The sequence below is a fragment of the Nocardia sp. NPDC049707 genome, assembly GCF_040674855.1.
Lineage (GTDB): Bacteria > Actinomycetota > Actinomycetes > Mycobacteriales > Mycobacteriaceae > Nocardia.
In genome coordinates, this window is the sequence record NZ_JBFANN010000046.1 from 1 (window position 1) to 12,509 (window position 12,509).

The 12,509-nt window shown below is 66.3% G+C and carries 10 protein-coding genes; 4 read left to right on the top strand and 6 right to left on the bottom strand.

Annotated features, from left to right (window positions below):
• The first annotated feature begins 278 nt into the window (after positions 1-278).
• Entirely contained in the window at positions 279-1,358 is a 1,080-nt protein-coding gene (locus tag AB0J29_RS30145; protein WP_364793576.1) for an aminoglycoside phosphotransferase family protein, read from the top strand.
• A 38-nt stretch (positions 1,359-1,396) separates the two neighbouring features.
• Here AB0J29_RS30145 and AB0J29_RS30150 read toward each other — a convergent pair whose 3' ends face one another.
• On the bottom strand, positions 1,397-1,753 hold the full coding sequence (locus AB0J29_RS30150) for a nitroreductase/quinone reductase family protein (RefSeq protein ID WP_364793578.1): 357 nt from the start codon (positions 1,751-1,753) through the stop codon (positions 1,397-1,399).
• Between the two features lie 311 nt (positions 1,754-2,064).
• The gene (locus AB0J29_RS30155; protein WP_364793580.1) at positions 2,065-2,916 is read right to left on the bottom strand and encodes a GTP-binding protein; all 852 of its coding nucleotides are present in this window, start codon (positions 2,914-2,916) and stop codon (positions 2,065-2,067) included.
• Between the two features lie 97 nt (positions 2,917-3,013).
• Between AB0J29_RS30155 and AB0J29_RS30160 the strand changes: the two genes are divergently transcribed.
• Both AB0J29_RS30160 and AB0J29_RS30165 read left to right on the top strand, forming a co-directional pair.
• Positions 3,014-3,436, top strand: a complete 423-nt coding sequence (locus AB0J29_RS30160) for an OB-fold domain-containing protein (protein WP_364793670.1) — start codon at positions 3,014-3,016, stop codon at positions 3,434-3,436.
• Positions 3,429-4,631: a lipid-transfer protein gene (locus tag AB0J29_RS30165; protein WP_364793582.1), complete on the top strand. Its 1,203-nt coding sequence runs from the start codon at positions 3,429-3,431 to the stop codon at positions 4,629-4,631. The genes AB0J29_RS30160 and AB0J29_RS30165 overlap by 8 nt, the downstream gene beginning before the upstream one ends.
• A gap of 63 nt (positions 4,632-4,694) precedes the next feature.
• On the opposite strand, the gene AB0J29_RS30170 is transcribed toward AB0J29_RS30165, so the two are convergent.
• Positions 4,695-6,695: a protein kinase gene (locus tag AB0J29_RS30170; protein ID WP_364793584.1), complete on the bottom strand. Its 2,001-nt coding sequence runs from the start codon at positions 6,693-6,695 to the stop codon at positions 4,695-4,697.
• A gap of 526 nt (positions 6,696-7,221) precedes the next feature.
• Positions 7,222-9,264 carry a serine/threonine-protein kinase gene (locus tag AB0J29_RS30175; protein WP_364793587.1) on the bottom strand — a complete coding sequence of 681 codons (2,043 nt, stop codon included), beginning with the start codon at positions 9,262-9,264 and terminating at the stop codon, positions 7,222-7,224.
• A 262-nt stretch (positions 9,265-9,526) separates the two neighbouring features.
• On the opposite strand from AB0J29_RS30175, the gene AB0J29_RS30180 reads away from it, so the two are divergent.
• Complete coding sequence (locus AB0J29_RS30180) at positions 9,527-10,414, top strand: hypothetical protein (RefSeq protein ID WP_364793589.1); 888 nt, start codon at positions 9,527-9,529, stop codon at positions 10,412-10,414.
• Here AB0J29_RS30180 and AB0J29_RS30185 read toward each other — a convergent pair.
• Both AB0J29_RS30185 and AB0J29_RS30190 read right to left on the bottom strand, forming a co-directional pair.
• On the bottom strand, positions 10,411-11,076 hold the full coding sequence (locus AB0J29_RS30185; RefSeq protein WP_364793591.1) for a response regulator transcription factor: 666 nt from the start codon (positions 11,074-11,076) through the stop codon (positions 10,411-10,413). The two genes, AB0J29_RS30180 and AB0J29_RS30185, sit on opposite strands and share 4 nt — an antisense overlap.
• Before the next feature lie 60 nt (positions 11,077-11,136).
• Entirely contained in the window at positions 11,137-12,327 is a 1,191-nt protein-coding gene (locus tag AB0J29_RS30190) for a histidine kinase (protein ID WP_364793672.1), read from the bottom strand.
• Between the last annotated feature and the right edge of the window lie 182 nt (positions 12,328-12,509).

Consider the following 12,509-nt stretch of genomic DNA (forward strand, 5'->3'; position numbering starts at 1 on the left):
GGTGGAACAGCGACCTCAGCAATCACTGAACTACCAGGAGTTCACTCAAATCTCGAGCGTCACACACGCGCAGCCGGAGTTCTCAGACGCTCACTAAGACGCCACCACTGCCGAATTCAGCCAATCGCCTAGCCACCCCGCTCACGATCTATCGGCCACGCACCAAACCAGCCCCTCGCAGCATACCCATGGCTCGCTGGCCACCGCCCGGTCCAGGAATGCTCGCCAATTCCCTTGGGATACCGAACCAACTGACAGCACCCACATCCGCAGGGAGTATGCGTTCAGTTCAGCGGTTGCCATGCCTGTCCATCACATGGTCGGCCGGTTTGGGCGAGTTCTGTTGGTGGCAAGCTCGACACCATGCAGAACGAACTGCAGCGATTGGTCGCTGCTTCGTCACGTCACCGGCGATTGAACGACATCGTGGAACTGCGCGAGGTCATCACCCGTCGATCTGCGGCGAAAGCATCGCTATGACCACCACGGCATCATCTGAGCAGGTACTCGCGAGGGCCGCCCGACGAGCTGGCCTTGACCTGAATAATCCAGAGGTTATCCGCGAGGGATCTCACGTCATCTACCGGCTTGGTGACATCGTGGCGCGGATGGGCAAGCCCGGCAGCCTGGAGAATGCCGAGCGGGAGCTGCGAGTGTCGAAGTGGCTCAACGGGTCCGGCATCCCGACGGTTGCCGCGGTATCGGAACTGCCTCAACCGATCGTTGTCGACGACCGCCCCGTCACCTGGTGGCATCTCATTCCGGACCATCGGCCGGCCACCCCTGCCGAACTGGGAGCAACGCTGCGCGCACTTCATTCCTTGGCGTCGCCAACCGATTTTGAGCTGCCGAGTTACGACCCGTTCGGTGATCTTCGCGAGCGGTTGGCGGACGCGGGTGCGGCGGACGACGATGACCGAATGTGGCTCCTGACCCGGTACTACGAGCTACGCCAGCAATATGACAAGCTGCCGGAACCGTTGCGGCTCTCGGTGATTCATGGTGATGCTTGGCAAGGCAATCTGGTCGTGCCGCCATCGGGTATCCCGACAGTGTTGGATCTCGATAAGGTGTCGCTTGGCCGACCGGAATGGGATCTCATCCAACTCGCCGTTGACTACACGGACTTCGCACGAGTCCCCGAGGCCGACTACCGGTCTTTCGTAAACGCCTATGGTGGCTACGACGTCACGACATGGTTGGCCTTCCGGCTCTTCGCCGATATCCAGGAGCTTCGGTGGGTGGGGTTCGCGTTGGGGCAAGCCGAAGCGAGCGCGGCAGCCGCAGAACAGTCGAAGCATCGGATTGAGTGCCTTCGCGGGGAGGTAACGCGGCCATGGCGGTGGGAGGCACTCTAGAGCGAAATCTGTTCATGCCATCACACCATTGCTACGGACTAATCGACCTCGTTCAAGTGCACAACGACACTGACATGACCCTGGTCATCGCGTCGGGCAACAGCATGCCCGGACCTTTCGACGCCGTCCAGCTTCAGCGAGATGGGGCCACCCGCGCCGAGAAAGTTGCGCCACCACCTCTTCTGGTCCGGCATACCGACCGCGATGGTGACCTCGTCGCCAGAGCGTCGAAAGCCCACCGGCGTGCTGATGGTGCGTCCAGAACGTCGGCCGACGTAAGTGATCTCGGTGATTGTCCGGCTCACCCGAGGACCGATCCATGGTGCCTTGGTCAACGCCGTGATGCCCGCGTTGAATCCGCGTGCAACTGGCCCGAGCACCGCTTTGAGCTCCATCGCATCTCCTGATCGCCGAACGACAGGTATCGACCACCAAACTAGCGGACCGCCGTGCGTTCGGCAGGCAGCGACGGCGGCTCGAACTCCCAAGGTTCGGTCAGCAGTGGGCCGGTTTCGGCCGCCACTTCGCTCGGCTTGCAAGAGCCGCAGCAGCATGTGGGCCATGCGTTCGGGTGTGCCGTCTGGTCGGCGAGCCGCTGTTCGTCATCGACGACGATTCGCTCGATGTGGCGGGCACGTACGCAGAGGCCCGACTATTGCTGTGTAGCTGCTGATCTCCGGAAGTCGTGGCCCTATGGCAGCGTCCGTCAATAGTCGAGGGCATGTTCCGGTTGACAGACGTGCATGGGAGACGGCAGATACCGGACGATGGCGTCCAGGAGCGGGGCGATGTCGTCACTCCATGGCACCGCATCACACAGGACTGGCACAGCGTCGCCGAGGCGCGTGCGGCCACGGATGCCCTCGTGCAACTGTTCGGGTGGGATCTCTCGCAGGCCGGGGACGGCGTCCGTATCTGCCGTGTCCCGTTCCATCACCGTGGCCACGAGGTTGCGGTACCACTGCTCGGCGACTTTCCAATGGCTGCCGTAGAACTCGACGGCCATCGGTTCGAGCGCCCACATCGAGACCAGATCGATGACGCCTTCGAACTCGGCGCCGATGCCGATAGGAATCTGCAGCGTCAACGGCACCGCCCCGCGTGTCTCGGTGATCGTGCGGACGCAGCGGTCGAAGTCGGCGGCGGGATGATCGAGTCCGGTCACCAGACACAGCCGTGCAACCTGATGGTCGTCGGCAAGCCGCAGTATCGTCCCGAGCCGCGGGGTGCTCTGCACGGCAGCGTTCACGACCGCGATCACCCCGTCGGCTACCCGGATGGACCGCTCCAAGTCCGCGATGGGCGCGTGGCTCGACAGCTCGGCGATATGGATAGTGTGATCGACGCGGCCCGTCACCCAATGGACCGTGGCCGCCGCGCCGGATCCGGTCCTGGCGAAACGGCGGAACAGGCGGTGGACGACCCGCGTCGTCTCGTCGGGGTCCCCGATGATCGTGACGTTGCGGATCGACTGCGGGTCAATGGCTTTGGTGCCCATCGGCGTTGTGGTACTCCAGGTCGACTCGAGGGTCTCGTCGCGTCCTCGATCCGCACTCACCGTACCTCCGCGCGTACATTGCCGGAGCGGATTTCCGCCCCAAAATAGAACGTGTTCCTATAGCGTCGGGTTTGTGCAGAAAGAACAACGCCCCGCGGTGGCAGATTGGTTCACTGCGGACGACGGCGCGGTACGTCTCGTGGGAAGTCGCTGCGATGTGTGCGGCACACCGTATTTCCCGCGGAACACGCTGGCCTGTCGCAACCCGCAGTGCGCGAGTCCGAAGGACGGCTCCGAGCTGGTCGAGTACCTGTTCTCCACGCGTGGCCGGATCTGGTCATATGCGGATGCCCGGTACAAGCCGCCCCCGCCCTATGTCTCGCCCGATCCGTTCGAGCCGTATGTCGTCGCGGCGGTGGAACTCGAGGTCGAGCAGATGGTGATTCTCGGGCAGGTCGTGCGCGGCCTCACGGTGGACGACCTGGCCGTCGGCATGCCGGTCGAACTGACCCTCGGCGTGCTGTACGAGGACGAGGAAGCGGAGCACACGGTGTGGATGTGGAGGCCGGTCGATGCCTGACACGAATGATCGCGACATTGCCGTCCTCGGTGCGGGCATGCACCAGTGGGGCAAGTGGGGACGCAATTTCGTCGAATACGGGCTGGTCGCGGCGCGCGCGGCGCTGGCCGATGCCGGGGTGGACCACCTCGACGTCGGCTACATCGCCGGTGCGGACACGATCCGCAACGGATACCCCGGTTTCGTCTCCGGCGCTACATTCGCCCAGGCGTTGGGCTGGTCGGGTGCGCGGATCTCGAGCAGCTACGCCGCCTGCGCCTCCGGTGCGCAGGCCATCGCCAATGCCCGTGCCCAGATCCTGGCCGGGTTGACCGATGTAGCGCTGGTGATCGGCGCGGATGCCGCCCCGAAGGGCTTCTTCCAGCCGGTCGGCGGTGAACGCCGCGACGATCCGGACTGGTTGCGCTTCCACCTGCTCGGTGCAACCAACCCCATCTATTTCGCGCTCTATGCCCGTCGCCGGATGGCGCTGCACGGTGCCACGCTCGACGATTTCGCCGCGGTCAAGGTGAAGAACGCCAAGCACGGCCTGAACAACCCGTACGCCCGCTACCGCAAGGAGGTTTCGGCCGAGGAGGTCGCGGCCTCGGCGATCGTCTCGGACCCGCTGCGGCTGCTCGACATCTGCGCGACCAGTGACGGCGGTGCGGCACTGGTGCTGACGTCGATGGAGTACGCCCGCCGCAACGGCGTCACCGACCCGGTCCGGATCCGGGCGCTGTCGACGGTCACGCCGACCTTCCCGAAAACCGTCCTCGACCTGCCCGATTTCGCGACGGACTCCGCCGTGGCCGTCGAGTCTCCGCCGCACACGTTCCGTTCCGCCATCGCGCACGCCGCGTACGAGGAGGCCGGGCTCGGGCCCGCCGACCTGTCCTTCGCGGAGGTCTACGACCTCTCAACCGCTCTGGAGTTGGACTGGTACGAGGACATCGGGCTCTGCGACACGGGCGGCGCCGAGGAACTATTGCGCAGCGGCGCAACAACTTTGGGTGGGCGTGTGCCGGTCAACCCCAGTGGTGGGCTGGCCTGCTTCGGTGAGGCGATCCCCGCGCAGGCGATCGCGCAGATCTGCGAGCTCACATGGCAATTGCGCGGCCAGGCCGACGGCCGCCAAGTGGAGAACGCCCGTGCGGGCATCGCGGTGAATCAGGGCCTCTTCGGTCACGGCTCGGCAATCATCGCCACCCGCTGAGCCGAGGCCGATCCACGCTGCGAACCCCGGGCACGGCCCGGGGTTTCGCAGCGCTTTGCTGTGTCAGTAGACGTAGACCACCGCGTTTTCGCCGCCGGTGCAGGTGACCAATTGGCCCTCTGGGATGCAGTTCATGGTGTAGGTCCGGCCGGTGACTGGGCTGGTCGCTACTACTGAGCGCGATGAGCGGGAGACGTTTGTGGCGGCGGATTCGGCGTAGGCCTTGCGGACGGCTTCGGCGAAACCGCAACTGGTGACCGCGGATCCGGTGGCGGATTGGGTGAAGCTGCCTGCGACGGGTTGGCCGTTCGCGCAGTTCGTCGCGCCGGCGGGCAGGGTGACCGAGGTCGGGGCGGCCTTGGTGGTGGAGGTCGACTGCGGGGTGGTCGCGCGGCCGGTGGTACCGGTGGCGGCCGTCGTGGTCACCTGCGCGCCCGCTTGAACATCCGCGGATTTGCCAGAACCGAGCACTTGCCAGCCGATGGCACCGCCGACCGCCAGCACCACGATGACGAAGACGGCGACCATGATCGGCAATAGGACCGATCGACCCCGATCCGCGGCGGAATCGTGTGCGTAGTAATCGTCTTCGTAGTCGGGCTCGGCATACTGCGGCGAGTATTCGGCCGGTTGTGGTGACCGGTAGGGGTTGGGCGCCGCATGGGCGGGACCACGCGGCGGTTCGAACGGCGGTGTGCCGGAGAAAGGTTGCGGTAACGGGACGCGTCGCGTTTCCGGATCGGGTGAATCCTGTTGCGCGCCATACTTTTCCGGATACCCGGCGTCTGGGTGATGCGACTCCGGATACCGCCGGGTCTGCTCGGCCCGCGACGCCTCCGGATACTGCTGCACCGCATCGGGGTACTGCGGTTGTTCCGGATAACGCCGGGTCGGCGGTGCCCCCGGATCACCCGGGTACTGCGATGACGGCAAGTGCTGCGGAACCTCCGGCGGTGACTCCTCGTACAGATGCGCATCCGGGAACGGCCGCACCGGCCGACCGGTCCGAGGCGTTCCAGGCGCCGGACCGGCGGGCCGCTGTGGCGGCAATGGCGTGAACTGTAGATCGGCGGCTGAGACCACGGTCGGCCCCGTCGGATGGATCACCGCCGGAATCGTGCCCGTCGACTCCGCGGGCGTCGACGCACTGCGGTGCACCACAGCCTGATCCGACGGTGGGCGCGATGGATCGGGCGGGCGCACGATCAATGTCGGCATATTCGCGGCCGGCGCGGTGCCGAGTGCGGCTCTGGCCGCGCGCGCAAGATCGCTCGCGGTCGGGAAGCGATCGGCGGCCGCCTTGGCCATACCGCGGGCGATCACCTCGTCCAGCGCCGCGGGAATTCCCGGTCGCTGCACGCTCGGTCGCGGCGGCGGCTCGGTGAGATGCGACCTGATCAGCACACTCATGCCCCCGGCCGGGAACGGTGTCACCCCGGTGAGGCATTCGTGCAGTACACAGGCGAGTGAGTAGATGTCGGCGCGACCGGTAACCGGTCCAGAACCGAATCGCTCCGGCGCCATGTAGGTGTAGGAGCCGATGGCCGTGCCCGCCTGGGTCATCGCGCTGTCGCCCTCGGTGTGGGCGATGCCGAAATCGACCAGATAGGCGAAATCCGCGTCGGTGACCAAGATATTGGCCGGTTTCACATCGCGGTGCACGAGACCGTCGGCGTGTGCGGCGTCCAGGGCGGCGGCGATCTGCTCGATGATGCCGATCGCGCGCTCGGCGCTCATCGGCCCCTGATGGCGGAGGATCTCGCGCAGATCGGTGCCGGGCACCAGCCGCATGTCGATGAACAGCACACCGTCGATCACGCCCCAATCGTGGATCGGGATGATGTGTGGTTCGGCCAGCCGGGCGGCCGCCTGCGATTCGCGACGGAAGCGCACCTGGTAGCTGGGATCTCTGGCGAGTTCCTCCGACAGCAGTTTGACCGCGACCACGCGGTCCTTCACCGTGTCGTACGCCTCGTAGACCTCGCCCATCCCCCCTTTGCCGAGCAGCGACCTGAGCTCATACGGCCCGAACCGACTACCGAATCTCCATCCAGGTCCGTCCACCCCGTCATTCCTCCACATCCGGGCACGATCGCCCATCACCAGCTCCGGTATGCGCGATCCGGCCGCCCGTCAATCCGTGGATTGTCCTGGTGCGACCACCCCGTGGTCAAACGCAAACACAATCGCGGCGGCTCGGTCCCGCAGCTCCAGTTTGCCGAATATTTGTCCGACATGATTCTCAACGGTGACGGGATTCCGCACCATCGGCAGCAGACCGTGTTATCACGCGCCCTCGCCACCACACCGTTGCGCCGCATATCACACACCGCACTCGCGGGAGGGCCTCCTGCTCATGTGGCGATATCGGTGGAATATTCCCGATGCTGCTGATCTACGGCACCGCCGCACTGGCATCGGCCCTGCTCGGATCAATTCCGCCCGCATTACGTGCGGCACGCTCGCCGATCGTGGAGGCGCTGGGGGTCGACTGAGTCCGGTTAGGCTGTCGCGTGGCATGCGGGCGCGACAAGTGCGCTTGTGGGCTGATTGTGCGCCAGGCGGATCCATGCAACCGTACGGCAAGTGACTACAGTGGCGCTGCGTCCCACCATGCAGTAAGTGCATCCTGGGCCGAGGGTGTCGGCGGCACGGTGTGCACCCCGCCGACGGTGCCGTGGTTGCTCACGTACACCAGGAAATTCGAGCGGACCGGATCGGCTTCGAAACTCACCACCAGTTCAGCTGTGTGATAGAAGGGCTGGAGGGAGCCGGGTGGGTCTTCCACGACCCAGCGGTGGGTGTTCATCGGGACGCCGCTCTTCTTACCAGCCGTCGCAACATTGGCAGGTAATGCCTGAACGGCGGCTCGGGCGTCGGCGGCGGAGGCGAATTCGAGGATGGTGTAGCTCATCTTCGTGGTGGTCTGGGTTTCGCGATGGCATTTCCATGCGGTGATCCATGCGCTGGATTTCAAGGGTTCGTCGTCGATCTCCAGCGGCTCACCGGCCTTTGATGCCATACAGCGCGCGTCCTGATAGGCCTCGCCGAAGTCGTCCTTGCCCTGCGGCACCAGACTCGGAAACAGCCTGCGGCTCTTGGCCAGCGCATCGGGCGGAGCGGCCACCGGTGTCGAGGTGACCGGTGGCGGTACGGCTGCATCGTGCGGGCCTTCCGAATCCCACCCTACAACCACGAGCGTCCCCACTAGGGCGAGCACCGCGACCACGATGCCGACGGCGATCCAACCGACCAGCACCGCTGTACTCCGCCCATGGTCCGGCCTCCGCTGCGGGGCAACGGTATTCGGCCCGAATGGGGGCGGCGCACCAGGCGGCAGCGCGGCCTGCGGCGATTGTGTCGGCCGGCCTTGTATCGGTGACCCCTGAGCCGGTTGGCCCGGAATCGGCGAACCCTGCGCCGGTGGTGCCTGCATCGGTTGGCCCTGCGCCGGTGCCCCCTGCTGCGGCGCAGCCGGATAGGCCGCAGCCAGGGGTGGCCCGTGCATCGCTGGTGCACCCGGCTGTGGTGCCGCCTGCTGTGCCGGTGCCGCCGGATACCCCGCAGCCTGCGCCGCCAGCGGCTGCTGTGGATAAGCCTGCGGCGCCGCGCCATATCCAGCCGGTCCGGCCGCCTGCGCGGCCTGCGCGAAGGCGGCCTGATCCGCGAATGCACCGAATCCCGGTGCGGGCGGCTCGGATCCAACGGCCTGTCCCGGATGCACCAGGGGGAAGCCGGGATTCACCTGCACGGTGGCAGTCGGCGGCGCGGTCAATGCCTTGCGGGCCGCCGCGGCGAATTCGACACAGGTCACGTACCGATGCTCGGGATGTTTGGCCATCGCCTTGGCCAGCACCCCGTCCAGCGCGGGATTCAGCCCCTGCCGCCGGGCCGCCAATGGCGCGGCGACATGCTGCAGATGCCCACGGATGATGTCGTTCGGATCGGGCGCGTCGAACGGCGCCATCCCGGTGAACAGCCAGTACAGCGCGCACGCCAGCGAATACTGATCGGTGCGGTTGTCCAGTTTGGCGCCGGTCATCTGCTCCGGCGAGGCATAGGACAGGGTCGCACTGAACATCCCGGTCTGGGTCAGGTGAGTGGAGTCCTCGCGCAGCCGCGCGATGCCGAAGTCGGTCAGGAAGACCCGCTCGCCCTGTCCGCCGCTGGACCGGGCCAGCAGGAAGTTGGCGGGCTTCACATCCCGATGCAGTATGCCGATGCCGTGCGCGTAGTCCAATGCCGCCGCGACACCCTCGATGATCTGCACCGCCCGCTCCGGCGGCAGCGTCATCGGGTCGACGGTCGCCGCGTCGACGCCGTCGATGTACTGCATGGAGATCCAGAGCTGATTGTCCTCGGAACCGCGGTCGTAGATGGCGACGATATTCGGATGGTCCAGATGCGCCGCTAGATCGGCCTCCCGCTCGAAGCGCGCACGCACCTCGGCATCGGTGAACAGCTCCCGATTCAGCAGCTTCAGCGCAGTCTGCTTACCGAGGCGGGGGTGTCTGGCCAGGTACACCGAGCCCATACCCCCCTGGCCGAGCAGCCGCTCCACAGTGAACCCGGCGAACACCTCACCGCTGTTCAGCAACGCGACCCCCTTCAGGTGACTGCGGCCCTCGGACATTGGTCGTCCGAGCGCGTAAACAGAGTTGTGAGCCTACCGGGTAGCCCTTTGGCCACGCCGTTTCGAATTCTTCGGGAAAATCGGCGAAACTATCATCAGGGCGTTAGTACCGTGTCAGCTCCTGGCAGGATCCGGTGCTGATCGCACGACGTCCGGTCACCGACCGGACGGATGTGACGAGGATGTTTTTCGCACCGCCGACGGAACACCGAGTGTCAGGTTGTGGTGGTGGGAGAACGCGGCGGTGAGGTCTACAAGAACGATGGTGAATTTTCGGGTGGCGCTGCGCGGCGCGGCACTCACGGTTTTGGTCACACTCACCTCCTGTTCCCTCCTTCCAAGCACCCACGACGCGCCCGCGCAACCGACGCTACCCGTCGAACGGCCCGGATCCTGGCACCCCGGCTGGTCGATCTCGCGGCCCGATTCGCTGGCCGCCGATTTCACCCAGGTGCAGCCGAATCTGCCGGGGCAGGTCGGGATGGCGATCATGCCGGTCGGCGGCGGCCGGATGACCATCTTCGGCGACTGGACCAGCGGTATCGCCTGGTCCACCATCAAGGTGCCGCTGGCCATCGCGGCGCTGCGGCACGACCCGATCGGTGTCGTTGGCTACGCGCACGAGGCAATCACCGTCTCGGATAACGATGCGGCCGAAGCACTCTGGGAGTCGCTCGGTGACGGCGAAGAGGCCGCGCGGGCCGTCCAGGAGGTCCTCGACGAGGCCGGCGACGCGCTGACCAATACGCACGGACCGAAAACCAGCATGGAATCCCTCGCATTCGGCGCGACCGAATGGACGCTGGCCAATCAGGTGCGCTTCGCCTCGCAGCTGCCGTGCCTGCCCGAGACCGGCACCGTGATCGGTCTGATGGAACAGATCACGCCGGAACAGCGCTGGGGCCTCGGCACTATCGAGGGCACCGAATTCAAGGGCGGCTGGGGGCCCGACGATGAAACCGGCGTCTATACGGTCCGCCAGTTCGGCATCGTGCCGACTCGGTCCGGCGGCGTCGCGGTCGCGCTTGCGGCACAGGCCGATTCGGGCACGTTCGAGGATGCGACCGCGCTGCTCGACCGGCTGGCCCGGCTGCTCTCGCGACACCTCGACGATCTCAACGGCGGTAAGTGCCAGCCGCAGCCGCGCTAACCCGGGGTGACCAGACCGGATTCGTAGGCGAGCACGACGGCCTGTGCGCGGTCGCGCAGATTCAACTTCGAAAACACCTTGGAAACATGGGTTTTCACGGTCTGCTCGGCGACGAACAGCGTACTGGCGATTTCGGTATTGGACATGCCCTTGGCAATCAACTCCAGCACCTCGCGTTCGCGCGGCGTCAGTGAGGCCAGCGCCGGTGTGGGTTTGACGCGGCTCGCGGTACGGCGGCGAGTCACATCCGCGATCAGGCGACGGGTGACCGTCGGGGCCAGCAGCGCCTGCCCGTCGGCGACCACGCGCACCGCACGCACCAGTTCCTCGGCGGGTGCGTCCTTGAGTAGGAATCCGCTTGCGCCGACGCTCAGCGCCTCGTACACGTAATCGTCGATGTCGAAAGTAGTCAGCATGAGCACCCGCACCGGTGGGTCGAAGCCGGCGGCGAGGATGGCGCGCGCGGCGTCGAGTCCGTTCATTTCCGGCATGCGCACATCCATCAGCACCACATCCGGGCGCAGTCGCTTGGCCTCGGCGACGGCGACCTTGCCGTCCGGCGCGTCACCGACCACGCTGATATCGGATTGGGCGGCGAGCAGAGCGCCGAAACCCTGACGCACCATGGCCTGGTCGTCGGCGATCAGAACAGTAATTGCCACCAGCACACCCTAATTGGGTGGCGAACGAGGCCGCAGCCCGACCACACCACACTCGGGCACTCAGACCTGGGTACCGGACCCGATCCCGGCCGTCGATATGGACCCGAGGTCGGATGAGCTGATGGGCAATCGGGCCCGGACCTCGAAGCCACCGTCCGCACGCGGGCCCGCCGATACCTCGCCGCCGACCGCGAGCGCCCGAGCCCGCATGCCGGCGAGGCCGTGACCGCCATTGCCGACCGGGCGGGCGACAGTGGCGCTCAGGGCATTGCCGACGGTCAAGTGCAGCGCGTCGGTGTCGACGACAATCGATACCTGCACCGGCGCGCCCGGAGCGTGCCGCGAGGCGTTGGACAGCGACTCCTGGATGATTCGGTACAGCGCGAGGCCGGCCGAATCCGGAACCGGATCCAGCAGTCCGTCGATGGTCCAGTCGATGCGGACACCGGCGCGGCGGGCGCCCTCGAACAGCCCGAGCACATCGGCGGCCTTCGGTTGTGGTGCGTGTTCGGGCAGTTGACCGTCACTGCGCAGTACGCCGAGCATGCCGCGGATCTCGTTCAATGCCTCGCGGGCGGTCGCACCGATGGACTCGAATTCCGCGCGGGCGGCGGGAGTCACCTCCGCGACCCGATAGGGCGCGGTCTGGGCCTGCACCACCACGAGGGACATGTGGTGGGCGATGACATCGTGCAGGTCACGGGCAATGCGGGCTTTCTCCTCCAGAATGGCGCGCCGGGCCCGCTCCAGTTCGTTCTCCTCCTCCTGGGCCAGCAACTTTTTGCGCGACTGCACCAGCCAGCGCACCAGCAGCGCGAACAGCACGACCGCGGCGAAGGCGATCGGCCAGGCCCACGCGGCGCTGGTAACAGCGCCATCGCTGGTCATCGTGGTGGCCAGCAGCAGCGAGGTCGCGCCCCAGGCGACCGCGACGATCGGGACCGCCGCGCGCAGAGCCACCGCGAACAGCAGCGCGAACAGGCACAGGATGTGCACGACCTGGATCGGGATCTCATTGCCCGGCTGATGCGGGATGGCCAGGGCGATGGGCAGCGCCGAGCCCGCTGATATCGCCCAGCCCAGCGCCGGGTTGAGCCGGATCAGCAGGATCGGGAATGCGGCGAGGGCGGCGATGAACGGCTGCACCGCGACCGGCACGTCATGGGTGACGTGCAGGGTCGGCCACGCGACGGCGTAGAAAATCACCGCGATCAGCACGGTGAACGCGTCGAACCACATTCGCGCGTTCATCCCCTTGGTCCAGCTACCACGTTTTTCCGGCATGGCTACAACAGTAGGAAGCGCAACGGTCGCGGTCCTCATACCCACGGGTGACTTCCGCTCCGATACCGGAGTGGGAGGACTCGCGCGCCCTCCCCCGGCGGCACGGGACGGGAAACCGCTCCGCGGCGTGAGGTGGCACAGCGGGATGG